Source organism: Xanthobacter dioxanivorans (assembly GCF_016807805.1).
Lineage (GTDB): Bacteria > Pseudomonadota > Alphaproteobacteria > Rhizobiales > Xanthobacteraceae > Xanthobacter > Xanthobacter dioxanivorans.
The window spans coordinates 5,685,355-5,708,963 of record NZ_CP063362.1 but is presented as its reverse complement, the minus strand read 5'-3'; the positions used below and the strand labels follow the sequence as shown (position 1 = coordinate 5,708,963).

The 23,609-nt window shown below is 69.9% G+C and carries 24 protein-coding genes; 10 read left to right on the top strand and 14 right to left on the bottom strand.

All coding sequences use genetic code 11. The features are described 5' to 3' along the window. Positions 1-50: 50 nt before the first annotated feature. Positions 51-1,502 (bottom strand): sodium:proton antiporter, encoded by a 1,452-nt coding sequence (locus tag EZH22_RS26590; RefSeq protein WP_203193370.1) that lies wholly within the window; start codon positions 1,500-1,502, stop codon positions 51-53. Between the two features lie 369 nt (positions 1,503-1,871). Here EZH22_RS26590 and leuS point away from each other — a divergent pair, with 369 nt between their 5' ends. The 3 genes from leuS to holA are packed head-to-tail and all read left to right on the top strand — an operon-like array spanning position 1,872 to position 6,142. Then, complete coding sequence (gene leuS / locus EZH22_RS26585; RefSeq protein WP_203193369.1) at positions 1,872-4,544, top strand: leucine--tRNA ligase; 2,673 nt, start codon at positions 1,872-1,874, stop codon at positions 4,542-4,544. Then, positions 4,531-5,112 carry an LPS assembly lipoprotein LptE gene (gene lptE / locus EZH22_RS26580; RefSeq protein ID WP_203193368.1) on the top strand — a complete coding sequence of 194 codons (582 nt, stop codon included), beginning with the start codon at positions 4,531-4,533 and terminating at the stop codon, positions 5,110-5,112. The genes leuS and lptE overlap by 14 nt, the downstream gene beginning before the upstream one ends. A gap of 4 nt (positions 5,113-5,116) precedes the next feature. Next, entirely contained in the window at positions 5,117-6,142 is a 1,026-nt protein-coding gene (gene holA / locus EZH22_RS26575; protein ID WP_203193367.1) for a DNA polymerase III subunit delta, read from the top strand. A gap of 120 nt (positions 6,143-6,262) precedes the next feature. Here the strand turns inward: holA and EZH22_RS26570 are convergent, their stop codons facing one another. From EZH22_RS26570 to EZH22_RS26560, 3 genes are all read right to left on the bottom strand, one after another. After that, complete coding sequence (locus EZH22_RS26570) at positions 6,263-7,621, bottom strand: AmpG family muropeptide MFS transporter (protein ID WP_203193366.1); 1,359 nt, start codon at positions 7,619-7,621, stop codon at positions 6,263-6,265. Between the two features lie 113 nt (positions 7,622-7,734). Beyond that, positions 7,735-8,409: a response regulator transcription factor gene (locus tag EZH22_RS26565; protein WP_203193365.1), complete on the bottom strand. Its 675-nt coding sequence runs from the start codon at positions 8,407-8,409 to the stop codon at positions 7,735-7,737. A 109-nt stretch (positions 8,410-8,518) separates the two neighbouring features. Continuing rightward, a complete protein-coding gene (locus EZH22_RS26560) occupies positions 8,519-8,992 on the bottom strand; it encodes a secondary thiamine-phosphate synthase enzyme YjbQ (protein ID WP_203193364.1) in 474 nt (157 codons plus the stop codon). Positions 8,993-9,130: 138 nt separating this feature from the next. Between EZH22_RS26560 and EZH22_RS26555 the strand changes: the two genes are divergently transcribed. Further along, the gene (locus EZH22_RS26555) at positions 9,131-10,087 is read left to right on the top strand and encodes an alpha/beta hydrolase (protein WP_203193363.1); all 957 of its coding nucleotides are present in this window, start codon (positions 9,131-9,133) and stop codon (positions 10,085-10,087) included. Positions 10,088-10,099: 12 nt separating this feature from the next. Here EZH22_RS26555 and EZH22_RS26550 read toward each other — a convergent pair whose 3' ends face one another. Further along, positions 10,100-10,639, bottom strand: a complete 540-nt coding sequence (locus EZH22_RS26550) for a hypothetical protein (protein WP_203193362.1) — start codon at positions 10,637-10,639, stop codon at positions 10,100-10,102. Between the two features lie 97 nt (positions 10,640-10,736). Then, on the bottom strand, positions 10,737-11,357 hold the full coding sequence (locus tag EZH22_RS26545; protein WP_203193361.1) for a 2-hydroxychromene-2-carboxylate isomerase: 621 nt from the start codon (positions 11,355-11,357) through the stop codon (positions 10,737-10,739). Positions 11,358-11,720: 363 nt separating this feature from the next. Between EZH22_RS26545 and EZH22_RS26540 the strand changes: the two genes are divergently transcribed. Together EZH22_RS26540 and EZH22_RS26535 are read left to right on the top strand one after the other, a co-directional pair. Next, the gene (locus tag EZH22_RS26540) at positions 11,721-11,969 is read left to right on the top strand and encodes a hypothetical protein (protein WP_203193360.1); all 249 of its coding nucleotides are present in this window, start codon (positions 11,721-11,723) and stop codon (positions 11,967-11,969) included. Then, positions 11,966-12,412, top strand: coding sequence for a phage holin family protein (locus EZH22_RS26535; protein ID WP_203193359.1), 447 nt, complete (start codon positions 11,966-11,968; stop codon positions 12,410-12,412). The genes EZH22_RS26540 and EZH22_RS26535 overlap by 4 nt, the downstream gene beginning before the upstream one ends. Positions 12,413-12,540: 128 nt before the next feature. Here the strand turns inward: EZH22_RS26535 and EZH22_RS26530 are convergent, their stop codons facing one another. Further along, the gene (locus EZH22_RS26530) at positions 12,541-13,002 is read right to left on the bottom strand and encodes a DNA polymerase III subunit chi (protein ID WP_203193358.1); all 462 of its coding nucleotides are present in this window, start codon (positions 13,000-13,002) and stop codon (positions 12,541-12,543) included. Positions 13,003-13,104: 102 nt separating this feature from the next. Between EZH22_RS26530 and EZH22_RS26525 the strand changes: the two genes are divergently transcribed. After that, a complete protein-coding gene (locus EZH22_RS26525; protein WP_203193357.1) occupies positions 13,105-13,338 on the top strand; it encodes a hypothetical protein in 234 nt (77 codons plus the stop codon). A gap of 219 nt (positions 13,339-13,557) precedes the next feature. Here the strand turns inward: EZH22_RS26525 and EZH22_RS26520 are convergent, their stop codons facing one another. The 4 genes from EZH22_RS26520 to EZH22_RS26505 all read right to left on the bottom strand — a co-directional run bounded on the left by EZH22_RS26520 (position 13,558) and on the right by EZH22_RS26505 (position 18,307). Continuing rightward, a complete protein-coding gene (locus EZH22_RS26520) occupies positions 13,558-15,054 on the bottom strand; it encodes a leucyl aminopeptidase (RefSeq protein WP_203193356.1) in 1,497 nt (498 codons plus the stop codon). Positions 15,055-15,402: 348 nt separating this feature from the next. After that, positions 15,403-15,768 carry a 30S ribosomal protein S16 gene (gene rpsP, locus EZH22_RS26515; protein ID WP_203193355.1) on the bottom strand — a complete coding sequence of 122 codons (366 nt, stop codon included), beginning with the start codon at positions 15,766-15,768 and terminating at the stop codon, positions 15,403-15,405. Between the two features lie 101 nt (positions 15,769-15,869). Further along, positions 15,870-17,426: a signal recognition particle protein gene (ffh, locus tag EZH22_RS26510; protein WP_203193354.1), complete on the bottom strand. Its 1,557-nt coding sequence runs from the start codon at positions 17,424-17,426 to the stop codon at positions 15,870-15,872. Positions 17,427-17,737: 311 nt separating this feature from the next. Continuing rightward, positions 17,738-18,307, bottom strand: coding sequence for a LysE family translocator (locus EZH22_RS26505; RefSeq protein WP_203193353.1), 570 nt, complete (start codon positions 18,305-18,307; stop codon positions 17,738-17,740). A gap of 180 nt (positions 18,308-18,487) precedes the next feature. On the opposite strand from EZH22_RS26505, the gene EZH22_RS26500 reads away from it, so the two are divergent. Together EZH22_RS26500 and EZH22_RS26495 are read left to right on the top strand one after the other, a co-directional pair. Then, the gene (locus EZH22_RS26500; RefSeq protein ID WP_203193352.1) at positions 18,488-18,757 is read left to right on the top strand and encodes a DUF6460 domain-containing protein; all 270 of its coding nucleotides are present in this window, start codon (positions 18,488-18,490) and stop codon (positions 18,755-18,757) included. 38 nt (positions 18,758-18,795) lie between these two features. Further along, positions 18,796-20,121, top strand: coding sequence for an MATE family efflux transporter (locus tag EZH22_RS26495; RefSeq protein ID WP_231711164.1), 1,326 nt, complete (start codon positions 18,796-18,798; stop codon positions 20,119-20,121). A 3-nt stretch (positions 20,122-20,124) separates the two neighbouring features. On the opposite strand, the gene EZH22_RS26490 is transcribed toward EZH22_RS26495, so the two are convergent. After that, on the bottom strand, positions 20,125-20,469 hold the full coding sequence (locus EZH22_RS26490) for a DUF952 domain-containing protein (RefSeq protein ID WP_203193351.1): 345 nt from the start codon (positions 20,467-20,469) through the stop codon (positions 20,125-20,127). Positions 20,470-20,734: 265 nt separating this feature from the next. On the opposite strand from EZH22_RS26490, the gene EZH22_RS26485 reads away from it, so the two are divergent. Continuing rightward, entirely contained in the window at positions 20,735-21,409 is a 675-nt protein-coding gene (locus EZH22_RS26485; RefSeq protein WP_203193350.1) for a S24 family peptidase, read from the top strand. 16 nt (positions 21,410-21,425) lie between these two features. Here EZH22_RS26485 and EZH22_RS26480 read toward each other — a convergent pair whose 3' ends face one another. Together EZH22_RS26480 and EZH22_RS26475 are read right to left on the bottom strand one after the other, a co-directional pair. Beyond that, the gene (locus EZH22_RS26480; RefSeq protein WP_203193349.1) at positions 21,426-21,836 is read right to left on the bottom strand and encodes a hypothetical protein; all 411 of its coding nucleotides are present in this window, start codon (positions 21,834-21,836) and stop codon (positions 21,426-21,428) included. Positions 21,837-21,875: 39 nt separating this feature from the next. Beyond that, positions 21,876-23,519, bottom strand: coding sequence for a cisplatin damage response ATP-dependent DNA ligase (locus EZH22_RS26475; RefSeq protein ID WP_203193348.1), 1,644 nt, complete (start codon positions 23,517-23,519; stop codon positions 21,876-21,878). Between the last annotated feature and the right edge of the window lie 90 nt (positions 23,520-23,609).

The window sequence follows — 23,609 nt, the reverse complement described above, 5'->3', positions numbered from 1 at the left end:
CCCCGGCGGGACCCGAAGCCGGCCGCGGCCGGCTTCGGGTCCCGCCCGCGTCAGATGAAGTAGAGCACCGTCAGCAGCGCGAAGCACGGCAGGAGGAAGCCGAACGACCACAGCATGTAGCCGAAGAAGCTCGGCATCTTCACGCCGCGGTGGCGGGCGATGGACAGGACCATGAAGTTCGGCGCGTTGCCGATATAGGTCAGCGCCCCCATGAAGACCGCGCCGGCCGAGATCGCTTCCAGCGTCACCGCCAGCGGCCCCATGAGCTGGTGCGGGTTGCCGCCGGCGAGGTTGAAGAAGACGAGATAGGTGGGCGCGTTGTCGAGGAAGGCGGACAGCGCGCCGGTGAGCCAGAAATACCAGACGTTCACCGGTTGCCCGTCCGGCCCCGTGACCAGCTCCACCAGCGGCGAGAAGGCGCCGCGCGAGCCGGCCTTCAGGATGGCGATGACCGGTATGATGGTGAGGAAGATGGCGGCGAACAGCTTGGCCACCTCGCGGATCGGCTCCCAGTCGAAGCCGTTGCGCTCGCGCACCAGCTTGGGGGTGATGACGAGGGAGACGAAGGCGAAGACCACGAGCAGCACGTCGCGGATGATCCACTGCAGCTCCACGCGGGTGCCGTAGATGTCGTAGGAAATGCCGGGCTTCCACAGGGCGCTGAGGAGGATGGCGCCGATGATGCCGCCGAGCAGGGGCACGTTCTGGGCGCCGCGCAGGCCGATCCCCTCGGACGTCTCGGGGGTCCGGTCCGGCTGCAGCCGCGGCGGCTCCTTGCCGTAGAAATAGCGGTCCAGCAGGTAGTAGGCGACAAGCAGGATGGCCGCGATCACCGCCGTGTCGTGCAGCAGGTGGGTGGTGGTCCAGAAGAAGTTCACCCCCTTGAGGAAGCCCAGGAACAGCGGCGGGTCGCCGAGGGGGGTCAGCGAGCCGCCGATGTTCGACACCAGGAAGATGAAGAACACCACCGTGTGGACGTTGTGGTGGCGATCGTCATTGGCGCGCAGCAGCGGGCGGATAAGCACCATGGAGGCGCCGGTGGTGCCGATGAGGCTCGCGATCAGCGTGCCGATGCCGAGGAGCGCCGTGTTCACCGACGGCGTTCCCTTCAGGTTGCCGGTGATGAGGATGCCGCCGGACACCGTGAACAGGGCGAACAGCAGGATGATGAACGGGATGTATTCGAGCAGCGCGGTGTGCACCACCTCGTGCGTCGTCGCCGACGCGCCGTAGGTCGCGGCGAAGGGGATGACGAAGGCCAGCCCCCAGAACAGCGCCACCTTGCCGTAATGGTGGTGCCAGAAATGACTGGCGAGCAGCGGGAAGAGCGCGATGGACAGCAGCATGCCCACGAAGGGGATGGCCCAGAGCGGCGAGAGCCTCGCCCCGTCGAGCACCGGCAGGCCCTCCGCCGCGAAGGCGGGGACGGCGGCAAGAAGGGGAAGGGCAAGTGTGGCTGCGGAACCGAGAACCAAGACCATTCCGCGACGCAGCGCTGCCATTGCCCACTCCCATTTGCCACTCGGGTTTGATGGACGATGGGGCTGCCCATGGCAAGACCCGGCGCCGCTCAAGCGACGACCGCGGCCGGCGTGGGGTTTTCCCGCCACCAAATTCGCCCTCACGTCCGTCCCCACGTCCGTCCCCACCTCCGTCCCTTGGACCGCGCGGCACGCGAAACCCGTGGCGGCGGGGCGCCCGGGGCGACGGCTTTCGCCGTCCGGAGCCGGTCCGGCCGTCGCGGTCATGGGGCGGGGAGGGCGCCGCGGCCGGGCCCCTCTTCCATCGGAGGCACTCTCCCGGCGAGCCGAAGGTTGACCCGAGGGCGCGTTTCTGTCCTAGTCCGGCGCGTTTTGACCCCTGACGGATCCATGACCCAAGATCGCACGCCGGAGCGCGCCCCTGAGCGTGCGCAAGACCGCTATAATGCCCGTGAAGCCGAACCCAGGTGGCAGAAGACCTGGGCCGAGCGCGGCATCTTCCGCACGCGCAACGACGATCCGCGCCCGAAATTCTTCGTCATGGAGATGTTCCCCTATCCCTCGGGGCGCATCCATATCGGCCATGGCCGCAACTATGTGATGGGCGACGTGCTCGCGCGCTACAAGCGCATGCAGGGCTTCAACGTGCTCCATCCCATGGGCTGGGACGCCTTCGGCCTGCCGGCGGAGAACGCCGCCATCGAGCGCGGCATCCATCCCAAGAGCTGGACCTACGAGAACATCGCCTCCATGCGCGAGCAGCTCCAGCTGCTCGGCCTGTCCCTCGACTGGAATCGCGAGATCGCCACCTGCGACCCGTCCTATTACGTGGAGCAGCAGCGCATCTTCCTCGACTTCCTGGAGGCGGGCCTCGCCTATCGCAAGGAGAGCGAGGTCAACTGGGACCCGGTGGACAACACCGTGCTCGCCAACGAGCAGGTGATCGACGGGCGCGGCTGGCGCTCGGGCGCCATCGTGGAGCGGCGCAAGCTCAGCCAGTGGTTCCTGCGCATCACCCACTTCGCCCAGGACCTGCTCGACGCCCTCGACACGCTCGACCGCTGGCCGGACAAGGTGCGCCTGATGCAGCGCAACTGGATCGGCCGCTCGGAAGGCATGGAGGTGCTGTTCGAGTTCTCGAAGGCTTCCCACGCCGGCGGCAGGCTGCCGGCCGGCGCCAAGGCGCTGAAGGTCTACACCACGCGGCCGGACACCCTGTTCGGCGCGTCCTTCCTCGCGCTCTCGCCGGACCATCCGCTGGCGCAGCACCTGGGGCAGGCGGATCCGCGCGTCGCCGACTTCATCGCCGAGTGCAAGCGTGGCGGCACCTCGGCCGAGGAGATCGAGACCCAGGAGAAGAAGGGCTGGGATACCGGCCTGGAGGTGGTCCATCCGCTGGACGACAAGCGCACCGTGCCGGTCTACGTGGCCAACTTCGTGCTCATGGACTACGGCACCGGCGCCATCTTCGGCTGCCCGGCCCACGACCAGCGCGACCTCGACTTCGCCCGCAAGTACGGCCTCACGGTCACCCCGGTGGTGCTGCCGCCGGAGACCGATCCCGGCGCGTTCAGCGTCGGCGACGTGGCTTATGACGGGGACGGCACCCTGTTCAACTCGGGCTTCCTCGATGGCATGAGCGTGCCGGAGGCCAAGGAGGCGGTGGCCCGCCAGCTGGAGCGCTTCCGCGTCGGCGACCAGCCGCAGGGCACGCGGCGGGTGAATTTCCGCCTGCGCGACTGGGGCATCTCGCGCCAGCGCTACTGGGGCTGCCCCATCCCGGTGATCCATTGCGACAGCTGCGGCCCCGTGGGCGTGCCCCGCGACCAGCTGCCGGTGGAGCTGCCCGACGACGTGACCTTCGACCGTCCCGGCAACCCGCTGGACCGGGCCAGGGCCTGGCGCGACGTGCCGTGCCCCAAATGCGGCAAGCCCGCGCGGCGCGAGACGGACACCATGGACACCTTCGTGGATTCGTCCTGGTACTTCCTGCGCTATGCCTCGGACAACGTGGACAAGCCGCTGGACAAGGCGGCGGTGGCCCACTGGCTGCCGGTGGACCAGTATATCGGCGGCATCGAGCACGCCATTTTGCACCTGCTCTATTCGCGCTTCTTCACCCGGGCGCTGAAGGCCTGCGGGCGCGTCGACCTGGAGGAGCCGTTCGCCGGCCTGTTCACCCAGGGCATGATCGTCCACGAGACCTACAAGGACCAGGACGGCAAGTGGCTGTTCCCGGAGGAGGTCAAAATCCTCGGCAACGGACGGGCGGTGAAGATCGCCGACGGCTCGGACGTGGTCATCTCCCCGCCGGAGAAAATGTCCAAGTCCAAGCGCAACGTGGTCGCCCCCGAGGTGGTGGCGGATACCTACGGCGTGGACTGCGCCCGCTGGTTCATGCTCTCCGACACCCCGCCCGAGCGCGACAGCGAATGGACGCAGGGCGGCATCGAGGGCGCCTGGCGCTTCGTGCAGCGCATCTGGCGCCTGGTGCACGAGGCGGTGGAGCTCGGCGCCGCCCCGGGCGCGCCCCGCCCGGCGGCGTTTTCCGAGGCGGCCCTCGGCCTGCGACGGGCCACCCACGGCCTGGCGGCGACGGTCGCCGAGGATATCGAGCGGCTGCGCTTCAACGTGGCGGTCGCCCATGTGCACGAATTCGCCAATGCCTTCGGCACCGCGGTCGCGGCGGCGCGGGCGGCGCAGGCGGTGCCGGACGACATGGCCTTCGCCCTGCGCGAGGCGGCGAAAATGGTGGTGGGCGTGATCGCGCCCATGACGCCGCATCTGGCCGAGGAATGCTGGGTGGCGCTGGGCCACGGGAGCCTCGTGGCCGAGGCGGCGTGGCCGGCGGTGGACGCCGCCCTGCTGCGCCAGGACACGGTCACACTTCCGATCCAGATCAATGGCAAGAAGCGCGACGATATCGTCGTCCCGCGTGAAGCCACGGCCGCGGAAGTGGAAGCGGCGGTGCTGAAACTCGAAAGTGTCCAAAGGGCACTCGACGGACGCGCGCCGAAGCGTATCATCGTGGTGCCGCAGAGGATCGTGAATGTCGTTGCCTGATCCCTCGTTCCTGGTTTCGCGCCCCGCGCCGCTGCTGGCGCGGCTGGCGCTGGTGTGCGCGCTTTCCGGCGCGCTCGCCGGCTGCTTCCAGCCGCTCTATGCGGACAACTCGACGGTAGGCGGCCCCGCTTTGCTCGACAAGTACCGAGACGTGGAGATCATCCAGGTCCAGGGCCGGGTCGGCAACGAGCTGCGCAACGACCTGATCTATGCGCTCAACGGCGGCGACGGCAATCCCAAGGGCGCCCCGCTGCAGATGATCATCTCGGTGGATACCTCCACCTCCACCGCGCTCCTCAACTCGGCTTCCGGCCTGCCGGAGAACCAGATCATCCGGGTGACCGCCAACTGGCGCTTGGTGAAGGCCGGCGACGAGAAGAAGAAGACCGTTACCGAGGGGTCCGCCTCCGGAACCGCCACCATCGACACCAGCGACCAGCGCTTCGCCAACTACAGCGCCGGCATCGACGCGGAGAAGCGCGCCGCGCGCAGCGTGGCGGACCAGATCAAGGCCCAGCTCACCGCCTATTTCATCCGCACGGCGAACACGCCCGGCTCCGGAAGCTGAGCCGATGGTCGCGGTGCGGCCCGGCGACGCCGAGGCGGCGCTCGCCCGGCGCGATCGCGGCAAGAGTGTCATCCTCATCTACGGGCCGGATACGGGCCTCGTGCGCGAGCGCGCCGAGGCGCTGGTGCGCCGGGCCGTGCCCGACGCCCATGATCCCTTCGCCCTGGTGCGCCTCGAGGGCGAGGATGTCGCCTCCGACCCGCGCCGCCTGATCGACGAGACCTCCACCATCGGCCTGTTCGGCGGCGAGCGGGTGGTGTGGCTGCGCGCCGGCAGCCGCAACATCGTCCCCGCCCTCCAGCCGGTGCTCGCCGGACCCTGCGACGCGCTGGTGGTGGTGGAGGCGGGCGACCTGAAGAAGGGCGCCCCGCTGCGCGCCCTGTGCGAGAACGCTCCCAACGCCCTCGCCATCGCCTGCTACGCGGATACCGAGCGCGACCTCGCGCGCCTCGTGGACACGATGATGGCCGAAGCCGGCCTCGGCATCGACCGGGACGCGCGCGAGCTTCTCGTCTCCCTCATCGGCGGTGACCGCCTCGCCTCGCGCGGGGAGATCGCCAAGCTCGCGCTTTATGCCCAGGGGCAGCAGCGGGTCACCGCCGAGGACGTGCGCCTCATCGTCGGCGACGCCTCCGCGCTCGCCTTGGACGACGTGGTGGATGCGGCCCTGGCCGGGGAAACGCGGGAGGCGGTCGCCGCCCTCGCCAAGGCGTTCGGCGCGGCGACGCGGCCGGACGCGGTGCTCGGCGCGCTCCTGCGCGCGCTTTCCGCCGTGCACCAGATGACGCTCGCGGTGGCCGGCGGATCGAGCCCCGAGCAGGTGGTCAATTCCGCCCGGCCGCAGGTGCATTTCTCGCGCAAGCCGAAGCTGGAGAAGGCCTTGCGCGGCCTCGATCCCGACCGCTGCCTGAGGGCGCTGATCGCGGTGGACGACGCCGTTCTCGCCGCCCGCCGCAACGCCGCCCTCGCCGCCTCCATCTGCGAGCGCACGGTGCTCCAGGTCGCCCAGCAGGCTGGGCGACGCCGCTAGCGGAATTTCGCCCAGCAGGCTGGGCGACGGGGCTAGGGGAATTTCGCCCAGCAGGCTGGGCGACGGCGCTAAGAAAACCCCCGCCCGGCCGGCCATTTGGGCGATGCCGGCGGACGACGCTCAGCCGTCGACGTTTTCCCGCGCCAGGGTGCGGAAATGGCCCTTCATCTGCAGCCAGGCCAGCAGCACCAGCCCCGGCAGGCCGGTGAGGACGGTGATGATGAAGAACACCGGCCAGCCCGTCGCCTCGGCGACGAAGCCGCCGCCCGAGGCGAGGAAGGTGCGCCCCACGGCGGTCAGCGCGGTGAGCAGGGCATATTGGGTGGCGGTGTGCGCCCGCACCCCGCACAGGGCCGAGAGGTAGGCCACGAAAATCACCGTGCCGATGGCGCCGGTGAAATTCTCCACCACGATGGTGGCGGTGAGCGCCGCCACGTTGACGCCGATGATCGCCTGCGCGGTGAAGGCGAGGTTGGACAGCATCTGCAGGATGCCGCCGATCCACAGGCAGGTCACCAGCGGGAAGTAGCGGGCGACGAACCCGCCGGCGAACCCGCCCGCAAGGGCGGCGGCCAGGCCGACGCCCTTCACGATGGCGGCGTAGGTGGCCTTGTCGAAGCCGATGGAGATGACGAACGGCGCCGTCAGGACGCCGGCGAAGGCGTCGCAGAACTTGTAGAGCAGCACGAACAAAAGGATGGTGAGCGCCTGTTCCCGCGAGAGGAACTCGCTGAACGCACCCACCGCGGTGGAGACCACCCGGGCCAAGGCGCCGGCGCCTTCCTCCCGTGCGGGCGCCTGCGGCTCGCGCGCCGTGAAGGTCGCGATCATGCCCACCACCACGAAGGCGGCGGCGCACAGATAGCCCCAGAACCAGGTGCTTGCCTTCGGCACGTCGAGATGCTCGAGATAGGCGACGATGGCGATGACGCCCGCCCCCGAGACCAGCATGCCGATGCGATAGGCGGCGACGTAGCCGGCCATGCCGGCGGCCTGCTCGCTGGTGTCGAGCCGCTCCACGCGAAACGCGTCCACCACGATGTCCTGCGTCGCCGAGATGGTCGCCACCGCCAGGGCGCCGAGCACCACCATCACCGGCGCGGCCAAGGGGTCCTGGGTGCCGAGGAAGGCGATGGCGGCCATGAGCGCGATCTGCGTCGCCAGCAGCCAGCCGCGCCGCCGCCCGAGCAGGCGCGACAGCACCGGCACGTCGAGGGCGTCCACCAGGGGCGCCCACAGGAACTTCAGCGTGTAGGGCAGCCCCACCAGGGAAAACAGGCCGATGCTGCCGAGGCTGACGCCCACCTCGGTCATCCACACGGAAAGGGTGGTGCCGGTGAGCGCGAGGGGCAGGCCCGACGAGAAGCCGAGCAGGATCACCACCAGCACGCTCGGACGCGTGTAGACGACGATGGCATCCCACAGGGAGCGACGGGCCGGAGCGGCGTCTTCGGACGGGCGCAGGGTTTCGTCGGTCATGGTGGTCCTTCTGCCGTTCTCCCGGGCGCGCCGGGCGGATCAGCCCTTATCCGCCGCGACCGGTGAATGGGCCCCTACCATGGCGGATCCGTGCCCCGGCCAGACGCGGCGGCTCACGCCTGGTGCTGGCTCCACAGGCCGGATTCCACCTTGGACACGGCGATCACGGCCTGGGTGCGGCTCTCCACCCCGAGCTTCTGCAGGATGGCCGAGACATGGGCCTTCACAGTCGCCTCGGACACGCTGAGCTCATAGGCGATCTGCTTGTTGAGCCGGCCCTCGGACAGCATCATCAGCACCCGCACCTGCTGCGGCGTGAGGGTGGCGAGGCGGGCGATGATGGCGTCGGTCTCCACGTCCGCCTTGGTGGTGAGGCTGATGTCCGGCGGCACGAAGGTGTCGCCCTTCAGCACGCCGGCGACGGCATCGCGCATGTGGCCGACGCCCATGGTCTTGGGAATGAAGCCGGAGGCGCCGAGGTCGAGGCAGCGGCGGATCACCGCCGGCTCCTCGTTGCCCGAGACCACCACCACCGGGATCGCGGTGTATTGCGCGCGCAGATAGATGAGGCCGGAGAAGCCCCGGGCGCCGGGCATGGTGAGGTCGAGCAGGATCAGGTCGAAATCCGTATCGCGCTCGAGCAGCGCGGTGAGGTCGTCGAAGGTGCCGACTTCCTCGATCGCGGCATCCGCGTGGCGGCCCAGGACCGCTTCCCGGAGGGCGCCGCGGAACAGGGGGTGGTCGTCGGCGATGACGAGGTGCAGGGCGCTCCCGGCGTCTTCTCCCAATGCTTTTCCTCCCCCGAGCGGCTTCTTTCCATCCGACCTTGTGGGCGAACGGTTCGTGGCGAATCGTACGTCCCGATCATCCTTCCATGGCGAAGCCGTGACAAGCAGATCAGGTCATATGCCCGGTCGCGCCGGTGAAAGCCAGCACAACCTCGCGGCGGTGGGGCCTTGCCCGATGCTCCACCAGATAGAGGCCCTGCCACGTGCCCAGCGCCATCCGGCCCTGGCTGACCGGGATGGAGAGGCTGGTGTCCGTGAGCATGGTGCGCACGTGCGCCGGCATGTCGTCCGGCCCCTCGGTATCGTGCACCCAGCCAAAATCGCGCGGGGCGAGGCCGCGCAGCGCGGTGAGGAGGTCGGTGCGCACGTCCGGGTCGGCGTTCTCCTGGATCGTCAGGGAGGCCGAGGTGTGCCGGCACAGGACGGTGAGCACGCCGGTGCGCGCGCCGATCTCCTGGAGGAACGCGGCGGCCTCGGCGGTGATCTCGGTGAATCCCTCGCCGGGGGTGTCCACGGCGAGGCGGGCCTGGGCGTGGCGGATCTCGTCCACGCTCGTCGCCGGGCTGCGGGTGAGGCGTGCCATCTCTCAAGCTCCTTCGCGCCGGCTTGCATGCGGCACCGCGGGCACGTACCAGTTTTCCGGCCCGCCCGCTTGCCGGTTTCCGGGCCCGCCCGCCTGCATCCCGCCGCGCAACGTCCCATCCGGTCAAAGGTGCCGTCCATGTCGAAGCTGGTTCTCGATGCCGCCGTTTTCACCGATGCCGCCGTCGCCGTCGACACGCGCATGGTGAACGATGCCATCGTCAAGGCGCTTCAGGCGATCCCCGACCGCTGGGCGGTGCCGCTGCCGGAGATCCGCGCCGCGCGCGCCGCCGGCAAGGGCGTGTTCCCGCTGGCGCCGGAAAGCCCGCGGGCGCGCGCGGAGACCATTCCAGGCCCGCGCGGCCCGGTGCCGGTGCGCATCTACATGCCGGACGGCGCCCCCAGGGGGGTCTATCTCCACATCCATGGCGGCGGCTGGACCCTCGGCTCGGCGCGCGAGAACGAATCGCTGCTCGACCGCATCGCCGCCAATTGCGGGCTGGCCGTGGTTTCCGTGGACTATGCGCTCGCGCCCGAAGTGCCCTATCCCGCCGCGCCCGACGATTGCGAGGCGGCGGCCCTGTGGCTGGTGAAGGAAGGCCGGGCGCGCTTCGGTACGGATCGCTTCGCCATCGGCGGGGAATCGGGCGGGGCCACGCTCGCGGTGGCCACCCTGGCGCGCCTGCGGGACCGCCACCTGCTCAGCCCGTTCTCGGCGGCGGTGCTGACGGCGGGCTGCTACGACCTGCGCCTCACCCCGTCCGCCCGCAATTGGGGCGACCTGCCGCTGGTGCTCAACACCCGCGACATCACCTTCTTCGTGAACAATTATCTCAGGCTCGAGGGCAAGGTGGACGACCCGGATGTCTCGCCGCTGCTCGGCAACCTCAAGGGCCTGCCGAAGGCGCTGTTCAGCGTGGGCACGCGCGACGCGCTGCTCGACGACACGCTGTTCATGGCCGGCGCCTGGATGGCCGCCGGCAACGGGGCAGCGCTCGATGTCTATCCCGGCGGCTGCCACGTCTTCATCGGCTTCCCCGGCAGCCTCACCGACCAGGCCCTGAAGCGCATCGACACCTTCCTGAGCGACTTCTGAACCCGCGCCGGCTCACATCCGCTCCTGTCCGCTGGGGGCGCGCAATTCGTCGATCATGCTCTTGAGGCGTCGGTAGAAGCGCTCGGCATAAGCGAGCGCCCGGTCGAGGTCCATGGTGTCGGGGCCGGGCGGCGTCGCGGCGGGCGGCGGCAGCGTCCCCGGCGGCAGCGGCGGCGGCAGCGGCGGCGGCAGCGGACGCGCGTCGGCGCGGCGCAGCCTGTCGAGCTCCGACTGGAGGCGTGCGATCTCGGCCTCGTAGGCGTCCCGCGTGTCCGGCACCGCCTCGCAGGCGAAGCCCGTGGGCCCCTTGGCGCAGAGGGAGACGCGTCCGGTCTCCCGGTCGAGCTTCAGCGCCCCGCCATCGACCGGTGCGAAGGAGAAGCGCGGCGCCGTGGTCTCGGCCGGCACCGGCCCCTGCGCGGCGGCGGGACCCGCGACGGCGAGAAGCAGCGGGCACAGGGCAAGCGCGGGCAGGGCAAACCTGGGCGGGGCAAACCTGGGCGGGGCAAGCCTGGGCGCGAGGAAACGAAGGTGTGCGGCCGAGCGGAACATGATCGCCTCCGAACGTGCGGCGCGGATCCCACCGCGCCGCCCCAAGGTCAAGACATATGCCGAACGATCCGGGCCGGAAGGGGGCGAAGCCCTGCGGTCACACCGGCCGGAACGGCGGGCGGCCGCTGGAGAGGGCGTCGTCCAGGAGGTCGATGCGGTCCTGGCCCCAGAACACCTCCCCGTCGAGCACGTAGGACGGCGCGCCGAACACGTCGGCGGCCACCGCGCGCTCGCGGTTCTCGATATAGGCTTTCTCCGCCGCCTCGCCTTGCGCCTCGGCCACCAGCGCGGCGCCGGGCAGCCCGACCTCCTCGGCGATCGCCGCGATCACCTCGGGGGCGCCGAGATTCTCCTGCCGCTGCCACACGCCGGAGAAGATGCGCGGCAGGAGGGCGTCCACCGGATGGCCCGCCAGAAGCGCGGCGATGATGGTGCGGTCGGCAAGGGCGCCGTCGAACGGCCAGAATGCGGGATGGACGTGGAATGCGACGCCGCGCTTCACGCCCCAGCGCTGCAGCTCCACCAGCCGGTAACGCTGGCGCTGCGGCGCCCGCTTCGGCAGCGGCAACCCGCCCGTTTCCGCGAAGATCGGGCCGAGGTTGACCGGATGGGGCGCGACCTTCGCGCCATGTCGCCGCGCCGCGTCCATGAAGGGGGCATGGCCAAGGAAGGTCCACGGGCTGACGCAGGAGAAATAGTAATCGATGGTGCGGGGCATGGATCGGACCGGGTGGGGGAGGGAAGGGCAAGGCCCGCATCCTAGAGCGTTTTCGAGCGAAGTGGAGACCGGTTCGCGTGCAGAAAACGCGATCACGCAAAGACATAGGGACGCTTCGCCGCTTGCGTGAAACGGGAAACGCGCGAGCGCCGGGCCCGGTCAAGCCCCGCCGCCATTCCCGCCGCCAAGCCCGCCGCCAAGCCCGCGGCCAAGCCCGCGGCCTCCTCTCGGGATCAAACGTGGCGCCCCGCCGTTGTCGTTGCGGATCCCGCCGTGAAACCATATGCGCGTCTTCGGCTTGACAGCGAGACCGTGCGGGTTCCCTCTTGCCGGCGCGCATGTGGTGGGCTTTGCGGAGGCGCCATGGGCGACGATCGGCACGGGGAATTGCTGGGGCTCCAGTCGGAACTTTCCAACGCGGCGCTGAAGGCGGCCATGGAGACGGATGCGCCGGACGCGGTCCGTTCGGCGGTCGAGGCGGGGGAGAAAACCGTCCGCCGCGCCGTGCGGCTGAACCCCATGGCGTGGGTGGCGGCCTCGTTTCTGGTCGGAGTGGTCATGGGTTCGCTGCTGCGCCCGGTCGTCGTGGGCGCAGGAAGGGACGGAAGATGAATTTCGACCAGCTTGTGCGGAACCTGCGCATCCTGCTGCGCACCAACATCATCATCGCGGAAATCCATCTGCGCCACGTGGCGGCGCGGGCCGGGCTGTTCGCCTTCGCGGCCCTGGTGGCGAGCTTCGGCGTGGTGATGCTGGGGGTGGCGCTGTTCCTCGCCCTGGAGCAGTCGCTGGGGCCCATGTGGGCCGCGGTGGTGGTGGGCGGCGGCGGGCTGGTGCTGGCGCTGGTCGTCGCGCTCGTCGGCGCCAACCTGAAGCCCTCGCGCGAGCTCGGCCTCGCCAACCAGGTGAACCAGTCGGCGCTGGATGCGGTCTCGGCCGACCTCAAGGCCACGTCCTCGGGCCTGACCCAGTTCGCCTCGTTCGCCGCGGTGCCCAACCTGGTGCTGCCGGTCCTCACCTTCCTGCTGAAGGCCTTCCGCCGACCGCGGGCGTAGGGCGCTTGGTCCACCAGGACCGATCGACAGTCCGTGTCCGCGTTTTTCTTCCACCGTCGTCATGGCCGGGACAAGCCCGGCCATGACGACGTGGAGGGAGCGCCGGTCGATCTGAATGGCGATCCGCGCTAGGCCTTGCGCACCCAGCGGCCGTTCTCGTCCTGCTGCCAGTAGGTGAGGGTGTGGCCCTGCGACGCCGCGGCGGCCTTGGCTTCGCGCCAGCGCTCGCGGGCCTGGGCCACCTGCTCGTCGTCCCGCCCGTCGAACAGGTGCACCACCCGCGTATAGGGCGCGGGGTCGGCAAGCGGCACCGCGTCGACCAGGAAGCGGATCTGCGCGGCGTTGGGGTTGGTCTCGGAGGTGGCGATGAGCACCGGCTGGCGCTCGGGCAAGGGCTGGGCTTCCGTGCCGTGCGGCAGGAAGGACGCCTCCGAATAGGTCCACAGATGCGCATCGAGCGCGTCGCGCCGCTCCACCGAGCCGCACTGCACCACGCACCGCCACCCGCGCTCCAGCGACTTCTCGATGAGCGTCGGCAGCACCGCTTCGAGGGGCTGGCGCTCCAGGTGGTAGAAGAGGATTTCGGTCATGGGCGAGCGCAGGTTAGCACGACGGTCCGCATCGCGTCGCGCCCTGCGCTGCCGTCGTGCCGTGGCTTGACCGGTACGGGACGGACTTCCATATGCCGCCCCATGAGCCTGATCCACAACGAGCGCACCAAGCTGACGGCCAATGCCCTCGACCGTGCCTCCACCGCCTGCCTGACGGTGGGCGCTCTGGGACCGGCCGTGGCGTCGCTCTACGGATTGGGAGCGGCCGGCGCCATGTCCCATGGACTCCTCGTCGCCCTGGGGAGTGTCTTTTGGCTGGCCGCGGCCGCCGTGCTACACTTCATGGCAAGAAGCGTGCTTGGACGACTGATATGACCGGCCTCTGGCTCTACGCATATGTGGTGCTGCCCCTCGTGGTGATCGCGATGGGGTATGCCGCCGTGCGCCTGACCGAGCCGAAGCACCCGCCGCACACCGGGCCGGCCGAATAACCCCATCCAAACGCCCCACCGCCGTCGTCCTCCGGCGTCAGCGCCGGCCGAAGGCCCTCCGGTCAAGCCGGAGGGCGACGGCGGGAAGGGAAGGCTTGCCGCCTCACCCCTCGTAATTGTCCTTCACCAGCTGGTCGAGCAGGCGCACGCCCCAGCCCGAGCCCCAGCTCTTGTTGATGTCGCTCGCGGGCGAGGACATGGCGGTTCCGGCCACGTCCAGATGCGCCCACGGGGTCTTCTCGACGAAGCGCTGGAGGAACTGGGCGGCGGTGATGGAGCCGGCGTGGCGGCCGCCGGTGTTCTTCATGTCGGCGAACTTCGAATCGATGAGCTTGTCGTATTCCGGGCCGAGCGGCATGCGCCACACCCGCTCCCCGGTCTCCTGGCCGGCCTTGGCGAGGCGCTCGGACAGGGTGTCGTCGTTGGAGAACAGCCCGGCATATTCCGACCCCAGCGCCACCAGGATGGCCCCGGTGAGGGTGGCGAGGTCGATCATGAACTTGGGCTTGAAGCGCTCCTTGGCGTACCAGAGCACGTCGCACAGCACGAGCCGGCCCTCGGCGTCGGTGTTGATGATCTCGATGGTCTGGCCGGAGAGCGAGGCGACGATGTCGCCGGGGCGCTGGGCGGCGCCGTCGGGCATGTTCTCCACCAGGCCGATGAGCCCCACCGCGTTCACCTTCGCCTTGCGGGCGGCCAGCGCATACATGAGGCCGGTGACGCAGGCGGCGCCGCCCATGTCGCCCTTCATGTCCTCCATGCCGGCGGCGGGCTTGATGGAGATGCCGCCGGTGTCGAAGGTGACGCCCTTGCCGATGAAGGCCACCGGGGCCTCGTCCTTGGGGCCGCCGTTCCAGCGCATCACCACCACGCGGCTTTCCTTGATGGAGCCCTGGCCGACGCCCAGCAGCGCCCGCATGCCGGCGCGGGCGAGGGCCTCGTCGTCCAGCACTTCCACCTCCACGCCGACGCCGGAGAGGTGCTCCTCGGCGCGGCGGGCGAATTCCGGCGGGTCGAGCACGTTGGCGGGCTCGTTCACCAGGTCGCGGGCGAGCAGCACGCCGTCGCCCACCGCCTCGCGGGCGGCGAAGGTGCGCTTGGTGGCGGCCTCGTCGGACACCAGCAGGGTGACGGCGAGGGGGCCATGCTCGGCCTCGTCCTTCTTCTTGGTCTTGTAGCGGTCGAAGGTGTAGCGGCGCAGGCGGATGCCGAGGGCGACCTCGGCCGCCGCCTCCGGCGCCACCTTGGTGCCGGGCAGATCGAGCACCACCGTCGCCTCGCGGGCGGAAGAGGGGATCTTGCCGGCGACGAGGCCGCCGAGCTTGAGGAAATCGGACGCCTTCAGCTCACCGGCCTTGCCCAGCGAGATCACCACCAGGCGCGGCGCATCGAGGCCGGCGGGGGCGAGCAGATCGAGGCTGCTCCAGGCCTTGCCCTTGAAGCGCTCGGCGTCGAAGGCGCGGGTCACGGCCCGGTCCGCGCCCTTGAGCAGCTTCTGGGTCTGCGTGCCGAAGGCGAGGCTCTCGTCGGTGAGCACGATCAGCACGCCCTTGGGGGCGGCGGTGAGCCTGGCGAACGAGAGGGTGACGGGTTCGGACATGCGGCGCTCCGGGGGCAGGAAAGGGCTTCAAGGAATCAGGTTGCGCCCTTCTCTCTAGACCCGTCGGCGTCCGTGTGGAACCACGCACGCCGCCGCGCCCGAGCCTGGGGTTCCCGTCTCGGGCACGCGCCGATCGGCCCGCATCGCAAGCCGATCGGAAAACGCCTTCTCCATCCTGGCGTTAGAGGGCGATGCGTCGATCAAGTTGACCGGATCCCACTCCAGATGCTCCGCCCGGGGCGGATGGGAAGGGCAGGGGCCGCGCTCGGAACGGTTGCGACGGCGAAACCAAAGAAAAGGGGGCGCAAAGCGCCCCCTTGTCCCAAACGCGCGCGATGACGGCGGGCCTCACTCGGCGGCCGCGTCCTCGGTGCCGGCGGCGGCCTTGGCGGCCTTCTCCTTGGCGCGCTCCTTGGCCTTCTCGCCGGGCTCGCCCTTCTTGGGGTTGCTCTTGGCATCGCGCTTCATGAGGCCGGCGGCGTCGAGGAAGCGGGCCACGCGATCGGTGGGCTGGGCGCCCTTCTCGAGCCACGCCTTGGCCTTCTCGGCGTCGAGCACCACGCGGTTCTCGGCATCCTTGGCCAGCAGCGGGTTGAAGGTGCCGATCTTCTCGATGAAGCGGCCGTCGCGGGGCGAGCGGGCGTCGGCGATGACGATGCGGTAATAGGGACGCTTCTTGGCGCCACCACGGGCGAGACGGATCTTGAGGGACATGGGTTTCTTCCTTGCGTTTCAGTATGTTCGGAACGGTTGATCTGGAGACCATCGTCCCCCTCCGGCTGGTCCGGAGGGGGACGATGGTCAGAAAGGAGGCGTTATTTCTTCTTGCCGGGCCCTCCCAGTCCAGGAAAGCCCTTCGGTAGGCCGGGCAGGCCGCCGGGGAACTTGGAGGGCAGGCCGCCGCCGGGCAGGCCGGGGAAGTTCGGCGGGAGCCCGCCGGGCGCGCCGGACATGCCGCCCGGGCCGCCCTTGCCCATCTTCTCGGCCATGTCCTGCAGCATCTCGGGCGAGGGGCCGCCGCCGCCGAAGCCCATCATTCCCGCCAGGCCCGCCAGCGGGCCGCGCTTGCCGGCGGCGCCGCCCATGGCCTTCATCACGTCGGCCATCTGGCGGTGCATCTTCAGCAGGCGGTTGATCTCCTCCACCTTGGTGCCGGAGCCGGCGGCGATGCGGCGCTTGCGCGAGGCGTCGAGCAGCTTCGGCGCGCGGCGCTCCTTGGGGGTCATCGAGTTGATGATGGCCACCTGCCGCTTGAACACCTTGTCGTCGAGATTGGCGGAGGCGATCTGGTTCTTCACCTTGGCGACGCCGGGCAGCATGCCCATGAGCCCGCCGAGGCCGCCCATCTTCGCCATCTGCTCCAGCTGGCCGCGCAGATCGTCGAGGTCGAAGGTCCCCTTGCGCATGCGCTCGGCGGTGATCTTCGCCTTTTCGAGGTCGATATTCTCGGCGGCCTTCTCCACCAGGGCGACCACGTCGCCCATGCCGAGGATGCGGCCGGCCACGCGGTGGGGATCGAAATCCTCCAGCGCGTCCATCTTCTCGCCGGTGCCGAGCAGCTTGATGGGCTTGCCGGTGACCGCGCGCATGGAGAGGGCCGCGCCGCCGCGGCCATCGCCGTCGGCGCGGGTCAAGACGATGCCGGTGAGGCCGACGCGGCCGTCGAAGGCTTTCGCGGTGTTCACCGCGTCCTGGCCGGTGAGGCTGTCGGCGACCAGCAGCACCTCGTGCGGGGAGGTCGCGGCCTTCACCTCCGCCACCTCGGCCATCAGCCCCTCGTCGAGGGTCACCCGGCCGGCGGTGTCGAGCATCACCACGTCGAAGCCGCCGAGCTTCGCCGCCTCGATGGCGCGCCGCGCGATCTGCAAGGCGCTCTGGCCGGCGACGATGGGCAGGGTCGCCACATCCACCTGCCTGCCGAGGGTGGCCAACTGCTCCATGGCGGCGGGGCGGCGGGTGTCGAGGGACGCCATCAGCACCTTGCGCTTGCCGCGTTCGGTGAGGCGCTTGGCGATCTTGGCGGTGGAGGTGGTCTTGCCCGAGCCCTGCAGGCCAACCATCAGGATCGGCACCGGGGCGGGGGCGTTGAGGTCGATGGGATCGGCGTCGGAGCCGAGCGTCGCCACGAGCTCGTCGTGGACGATCTTCACCACCATCTGGCCGGGGGTCACCGACTTGATGACCTCCACGCCCACGGCGCGCTGGCGCACCCGGTCGGTGAAGGAGCGCACCACGTCGAGGGCCACGTCCGCCTCGATCAGCGCCCGGCGGACCTCGCGCATGGCCTCGCCGACGTCGGCCTCGGTGAGGGCGCCACGCCGCTTCAGCTTGTCGAGTATGCCGCCGAGGCGGTCGGAAAGGGTATCGAACATGGGTGTCCGCCAGACCACGTTCCGACGGGAACGGGGTCGCCATCCTTGGGTTTGGCGACGGATTCACCGATCAGGTCGAAGCGACCCGACCGGATCCGGCGCCAGGTTTGGGCTCACATCGGACGAGCCAGCGCCGCGCCGCGCGCCGGCGTGAAAGCCAACGCAAATCGCGCCCGAGGGCGCAACGCGCTGTCGGGCGGTGACTTCCGGACCCTTGGTCCGGTCGGCGGGATCGGCAGGGCCGTCCTCGTGAAGTGCGGGTGGTTAGCATTTTTGGCCGGAGGAGGCAAATGCGGCCGTCCCTCGGCGGTTCAGGCCCGCAGCGCGGCGCCCACCAATGCGGCCGCGAGGAGCCCGAGCCAGAGCGCGGCGGTCCGGCGATAGAGCCGGGGCGGCTCGGCGCTGTCGCGCTTCAGCATCCGTCCGGCCCCGGCCCAGATCGCCGCCACCATCACCACCGAGGCGGCGAACACGCCGAGATGCAGGGCGAAGTCCGGCGACGTTCCGCGCGGCAGCAATGTGAGGCCGATGATCAGCCCCTTGGGATTGAGCAGGGTCGTCACGAACACGCGGCGGGCGGTGACCTCGCCGTCGCCCGTCCCCGCCGTCTCGACCCGCCACAGCTTCACGGCGAGGAAGGCGATCCAGCCGGCTGCGGCCAGCTTCACCGCGCCGGCCGCCAGCGGCTGCCGGGCCAGGAGGTCGGCGCCGAACAGCGCCAGCGGCACCACCACGAGGAGATAGGCGGCAAGCTCCGCCGGCATCAGCCGCGCGGAGCGGCGCAGTCCTGCCGATGCGCCGGACAAGGCGAGCAGGGTGTTGGTGGGGCCGGGCGTGAGCAGCAGGCCCCAGATGGCGAAGAGGAATTCGGGTGTGCGCACGTGCCGTGTGTCCGGTCCGCCAAGGCCCCGTGCCTCGGCCCCAGGGACCGGGCGACACGTTAGAAGGACCTGGGCCGCCGGCCAATCGAAGCCGGTGTCGCATGGGGATTCCCCGTAGCGGGCCGCCTTACCCGCCCGCGCGAAGCTGTGCTAAACCACCTCGGGACAGGAGAGATCCCCATGCCCGAGAACAACGAACTCACCCGCTTCTTCGGCGGATCGCCCGCCTGGGTGCTGGTGCGGCTCGTCATCCTCTCGGTGGTGGTGGGCGTGATCCTGGCCGCGCTGGGGCTCGATCCGCGCAACATCTTCAACAGCCTCGAGCGGCTGGTGCGCAACCTGTTCTCCTTCGGCTTCGAGGCGTTCGGCAGCCTGTGGCGCTACTTCCTGCTCGGCGCCGTGGTGGTGATCCCCCTCTGGCTGATCCTGCGCGTGTTCGGCCGCCGCTGAGGTGGTTCGCGTGATCCTCGCCCCGTGACCTTCGCGCCGTGACCCTCGCCGCGCCGCCGCCCGGCGTCACCCACCGGCGGGTGCTCGCCATCGCGCTGCCGATGACGCTGGCGCACCTGACGACGCCACTGCTCGGCATCGTCGATGCGGCGGTGGTGGGGCGCCTGGGGGATGCGGCGCTGCTCGGCGGGGTGGCGCTCGCCGCCGTCATCTTCGACATGCTGTTCTGGATGTTCGGCTTCCTGCGCATGGGCACGGTGGGCCTCGCGGCGCAGGCGCTGGGCCGGCGCGACGGGATGGAGCAGCGGGCGGTGCTCGCCCGCGCCCTGCTCGTCGCCGGCGTGCTGGGGCTCGCGCTCGTGGCCCTCCAGGAGCCCATCGCCCGCCTTGCCCTGGCCCTCGCCGGGGCGAGCGCGGAGGTGAGCCGGGCGGTGGCCGACTATTACGCCGTGCGCATCTTCGCCGCGCCGTTCACGCTGGCGAACTACGTGGTGCTGGGCTGGCTGGTGGGCCTCGGCCGCACCGGCCGGGCCCTGGCGCTGCAGGTGGGCATGAACCTGCTCAACATGGCCTTGTCGGCGCTGTTCGTGCTCGGCGCCGGCTGGGGCGTCGCGGGGGCGGCGGCGGGCACGCTCATCGCCGAGATCGCCGGTGCCGGCACCGGCCTCCTCCTCTGCCTGCGGATGCTCGGGGGCACGGTGTCGGTGCCGCGCGCGGTGCTGCTCGACCGGGGGCGGCTCGCCGAGACTTTCCTCCTGAACCGCGACATCATGATCCGCACCGCGGCGCTGATGTTCGCCTTCTCCTTCTTCGCCGCTCAGGGGGCGCGGGCGGGCGACGTGACCCTGGCCGCCAATGCGGTGCTGCAGAATATGGTGATGGTGGCCGCCTATTTCCTCGATGGCTTCGCCACCGCCGCCGAGCAGATCTGCGGCGCGGCGGTGGGCGCGCGCCGGCGGGCGGACTTCTCCGCCGGGGTGCGCCTCGCGCTCGCCTGGGGCTTTGCCTTCGCCCTCGGCGCCTGCGTCATCTATCTCGCCGCCGGCCCGGTCCTCGTGGATGCCATGACCACCAGCCCCGAGGTGCGGGCGCAGGCGCGGATCTTCCTCCTGTATGCCGCGCTGCTGCCGGTGGCGGGGGTCTCGGCCTATGCCTTCGACGGGGTCTATATCGGCGCGCTCTGGTCACGCGACATGCGCAACCTGATGCTGGCGGCGCTCGGCGTCTATCTCCTCGCCTGGTGGGGCCTGAGGCCGTTGGGCAATCACGGCCTGTGGCTTGCCTTCCTCGCCTTCCTGCTGGCGCGCGGCCTGTTCCAGGCGCTGCGCCTGCCGGCGCTGACGCGGCGGACCTTCGGCGCGTGAGCCTCAGGCAAGATCGGGAAACAGGTGGGCGCCATCGGGGCCGAGGGGCAGGTCCTTCACCCAGCGCACGGCGGACACGGGCAGCGGCGCGTAGAGATGGGGAAAGAGGTCGCCCCCGCGCGAGGGCTCCCATTTCAGCGCCGCGCCCAGGGGCGCCGCCTCCACCGCCACGAGCTTCAGGTCCGCCTGCCCGGCGAAGTGCCGCGCCGCCGTCTCGCGCGCCTGCGCGGCGGTGGAGAAGTGGATGAAGCCGTCCGCATGGTCCACCGGTGCGCCCGCGAATACTCCCTTCGCCTGCGCCTCGGCCCAGAGCGACGCGGGACAGATCTTGAAGACGAGGTCGGGCATAAGGGGCTCCTTATGGACAGCGGCCGCCCTGTGTAGGGCGTGGCGGCCGCTGCGGCAACTCTCTGCGTCCATAGGTTGCATGCGGACTGAAGTCCTGTACAAACAGGGAACAAATTCTTATGGTCGGGAGACGGGAGATCAGGCCGGGGGCTCGTGACGGGGCTGAATCGGTGTCGCATCTCCGGTTTCATCGAGTGGCGGATGCCGTGTCCGGAACATGCAACCGGGGCGGGTCCGGCGCCAGCGGCAAGGAACGCGAAGCCTCATGCTCACCCACGGACAGGTCTGGCGCGCGATCGACCAGCTCGCGGAGCAGCACGGGCTTTCCACGTCGGCCTTGGCGCGGCGGGCGGGGCTCGATCCCACCACCTTCAACCGGTCGAAGCGCGTCACCACGGATGGGCGGCCGCGCTGGCCCTCCACCGAGAGCATCGCCAAGGCGCTGGCGGCCACCGGCACCAGCGCCGAGCATTTCTTCGCCCTCCTCGCGCCGGACGCCGCGCGTGGCGCGCCCGCCGGCTTCGAGGAGGAAAGCCTGCCGCTGAAGGGACCCATCCACGCCATCCGGCAGATCGGATTTGCCCAGGCGGGCTCGGGCGGCTTCTTCGACGACGCGGGCTTCCCGGTGGGCGCCGGCTGGGACGAGATCGCCTTTCCGGAGGTGGAGGACGCGCATGCCTACGCGCTGGAGATTGCGGGTGATTCCATGCAGCCGGTCTATCGCGACGGCGACATCGTGGTGGTCTCGCCCGCGGCCTCGGTGCGCCGGGGAGACCGGGTGGTGCTGAAGACCAGGGACGGCGAGGTGCTGGCCAAGGAGCTGGTGCGCAAGACCACCCGCCACGTGGAGCTGCGCTCCTTGAACCCCGCCCACGAGGACCGGCAGATTCCGCTCGACCAGGTGGACTGGATGGCTCGGATCATCTGGGCGAGCCAGTGAGGGGGCGGGCATGCGGTTAAAACAGGTTCGAGCAGTTTCCCGCGACGAAGAAGATGGGGATAGCACAAAATAATGTCATGGCGGCGCCCATGATCAAGAAGAATAAGGAGTACGAAGTTGGGATGGGTTCGTGCATCCCGTAGATCATCGGCCTTTCGCCTTTCCGGATGTAGTCTTCTATCTTTTTGACTTGGTCTCGCCACCGCAGAGCGACGATACAAGCCGAGAGTGCAAATGCTCCGGCGATGGGAAGGGCATGCCAGCCCTTATCGATTCCTGCGCTGCAATCAGGCCCGTGCGTCGCCGGATCGAGCTTGATCAGGATAAGGATCCCGAGAAGAGAGACAGTCACGCTTGCCGCAGCGGCGCACCGCATGATCAATCGGAACACGAGCGGATCGAACTTGTCCTGGGGATTGAACACCATCACCGTTCTCTGACCGCGAAAAGTGAGCCTACCCCATCCCTACCCCAAAAGCGCCTCCAGCGTCTCCAGCCGGTCCGCCTCCCCCGGCGGCTTGTCCCACCTGAGGCGGGCGATGCGGGGAAAGCGCATGGCGATGCCGGAGCGGTGGCGGGTGGAGCGGGCGAGGCCCTCGAAGGCCACTTCCAGCACCAGGCCTTCCTCCTTTTCGTGCACCACCTCGCGCACCGGGCCGAAGCGGTTGATGGTGGCGCGGCGCACGAAGGCGTCGATCAGCTTCAATTCCTCGTCGGTGAAGCCGAAATAGGCCTTGCCCACCGGCACCAGCACATCCGCCCCGTCCTCGCCGGCGGTCCACACCCCGAAGGTGTAGTCGGAATAGAAGGACGAGCGCTTGCCGTGGCCGCGCTGGGCATACATGAGCACCGCATCCACCGTGTGCGGATCGCGCTTCCACTTCCACCACGGCCCCTTGGGACGGCCGGGCAGATAGAGGCTGTCGGCACGCTTGATCATCACCCCTTCCACCGCCTCCGCGTCCTGCCCGGCGCCAGCGGAGGCGGGATCGCGGCGGGCGGCGGTCAGGTCCGCCCAGCTGGCGAAGGGCACCAGCGGCGAGAGGTCGACGCGGGGCGTGTCCAGCCGCGCGACGAGGGCTTCCAGCCGGGCGCGGCGCGCCGCGAAGGGCAGACCGCGCAGGTCCTCGTCTCCCTCCATCAGCAGGTCGTAGGCGCGGATGTGGGCGGGGAATTCCGCCAGCATCTTCACCGTCACGCTCTTGCGGTTGAGGCGTTGCTGCAGCACGTTGAACGGCTCCACCCGCCCGCCGCGCACGATGAGCAGCTCCCCGTCCATGGCGCCGTCGAAGGCGATGGCGTCGGCCAGGGTTCCGGCAAGGTCCGGGAAGGCGCCGGAAATGTCCTCGCCGGTGCGCGAATAAAGCCGCACCACGCGCGCGCCCTCCGGCCCGGTGCCGGCCACCGCCTGCACGCGGATGCCGTCCCATTTCCATTCGGCCAGGAAGGCCTCAGGGTCCAGGGTGGAGAAATCCGCCTCCTCGATGGCGTGGGCCAGCATCACCGGGCGGAAGGGCGCGGGGTTCGAGGTCTCGGGCCGTGGCCCGCACCCCTCCACCCAGGCGAACAGGGCCTCATAGGGCGGCTCCAGCCCGGGCCACACCAGCTCCACCTCGTCGGGCGTCACCTCGCCCAGGCTCGCCACCGCCGTCTTGGCGAGGCGGGCGGAGGCGCCCACCCGCATGGCGCCGGTGATGAGCTTCAGCAGTGCCCAGCGTCCGGTCTCGTCGAGGCCATCCAGCCATTCTGCCAGGCAGCGGGGCAGGGTGCTCTTCGACAGGGTGGAGAGGCCGTGGACGATCTCCGACAGGAGCGGCGCGTGGGCGGGCGCGCCCTCCAGCTTCGGCCACATGAGGGCGACGGTTTCGGAGAGGTCGCCCACATAATCGTAGGACATCTCGAACAGCACCGGGTCGGCCCGCTCCATGATGAGGGCGCGCACGAGGCCGGGCTTGGCATTGGCGAAGGAAAGCGCGCCGGTGAGCGCGGCGAGGGCGAAGCCGCGCTCGGGATCCGGCGTGGTGCGGAAATAGTCCGCCATGAGCCGGATCTTGGCATTGCGCCCGGCCTCGTAGGACATGCGGTCGAGGAGCGCGGCGAAGCGGTTCATGGGCGTTTTCTTTTCCGGTCCGTTGCCAATCCTGCCGTCGTCAATTCCGCCGCCGTCATGGCCCGGCTCGTCCGGGCCATCCACTCCTCC

What these genes read in the sequence shown, in the direction of transcription:
- EZH22_RS26555 (WP_203193363.1), top strand. Translation starts at nt 9,131, where the DNA reads ATGTCGAAGCTGGTTCTCGATGCCGCCGTTTTCACCGATGCCGCCGTC.
- EZH22_RS26520 (WP_203193356.1), bottom strand. Translation starts at nt 15,054, where the DNA reads ATGTCCGAACCCGTCACCCTCTCGTTCGCCAGGCTCACCGCCGCCCCC.
- leuS (WP_203193369.1), top strand. Translation starts at nt 1,872, where the DNA reads ATGACCCAAGATCGCACGCCGGAGCGCGCCCCTGAGCGTGCGCAAGAC.
- EZH22_RS26545 (WP_203193361.1), bottom strand. Translation starts at nt 11,357, where the DNA reads ATGCCCCGCACCATCGATTACTATTTCTCCTGCGTCAGCCCGTGGACC.
- lptE (WP_203193368.1), top strand. Translation starts at nt 4,531, where the DNA reads ATGTCGTTGCCTGATCCCTCGTTCCTGGTTTCGCGCCCCGCGCCGCTG.
- EZH22_RS26475 (WP_203193348.1), bottom strand. Translation starts at nt 23,519, where the DNA reads ATGAACCGCTTCGCCGCGCTCCTCGACCGCATGTCCTACGAGGCCGGG.
- EZH22_RS26560 (WP_203193364.1), bottom strand. Translation starts at nt 8,992, where the DNA reads ATGGCACGCCTCACCCGCAGCCCGGCGACGAGCGTGGACGAGATCCGC.
- EZH22_RS26570 (WP_203193366.1), bottom strand. Translation starts at nt 7,621, where the DNA reads ATGACCGACGAAACCCTGCGCCCGTCCGAAGACGCCGCTCCGGCCCGT.
- EZH22_RS26500 (WP_203193352.1), top strand. Translation starts at nt 18,488, where the DNA reads ATGCCCGAGAACAACGAACTCACCCGCTTCTTCGGCGGATCGCCCGCC.
- EZH22_RS26525 (WP_203193357.1), top strand. Translation starts at nt 13,105, where the DNA reads ATGAGCCTGATCCACAACGAGCGCACCAAGCTGACGGCCAATGCCCTC.
- EZH22_RS26590 (WP_203193370.1), bottom strand. Translation starts at nt 1,502, where the DNA reads ATGGCAGCGCTGCGTCGCGGAATGGTCTTGGTTCTCGGTTCCGCAGCC.
- EZH22_RS26540 (WP_203193360.1), top strand. Translation starts at nt 11,721, where the DNA reads ATGGGCGACGATCGGCACGGGGAATTGCTGGGGCTCCAGTCGGAACTT.
- holA (WP_203193367.1), top strand. Translation starts at nt 5,117, where the DNA reads ATGGTCGCGGTGCGGCCCGGCGACGCCGAGGCGGCGCTCGCCCGGCGC.
- EZH22_RS26480 (WP_203193349.1), bottom strand. Translation starts at nt 21,836, where the DNA reads ATGGTGTTCAATCCCCAGGACAAGTTCGATCCGCTCGTGTTCCGATTG.
- EZH22_RS26530 (WP_203193358.1), bottom strand. Translation starts at nt 13,002, where the DNA reads ATGACCGAAATCCTCTTCTACCACCTGGAGCGCCAGCCCCTCGAAGCG.
- EZH22_RS26490 (WP_203193351.1), bottom strand. Translation starts at nt 20,469, where the DNA reads ATGCCCGACCTCGTCTTCAAGATCTGTCCCGCGTCGCTCTGGGCCGAG.
- EZH22_RS26485 (WP_203193350.1), top strand. Translation starts at nt 20,735, where the DNA reads ATGCTCACCCACGGACAGGTCTGGCGCGCGATCGACCAGCTCGCGGAG.
- EZH22_RS26535 (WP_203193359.1), top strand. Translation starts at nt 11,966, where the DNA reads ATGAATTTCGACCAGCTTGTGCGGAACCTGCGCATCCTGCTGCGCACC.
- EZH22_RS26550 (WP_203193362.1), bottom strand. Translation starts at nt 10,639, where the DNA reads ATGTTCCGCTCGGCCGCACACCTTCGTTTCCTCGCGCCCAGGCTTGCC.
- ffh (WP_203193354.1), bottom strand. Translation starts at nt 17,426, where the DNA reads ATGTTCGATACCCTTTCCGACCGCCTCGGCGGCATACTCGACAAGCTG.
- rpsP (WP_203193355.1), bottom strand. Translation starts at nt 15,768, where the DNA reads ATGTCCCTCAAGATCCGTCTCGCCCGTGGTGGCGCCAAGAAGCGTCCC.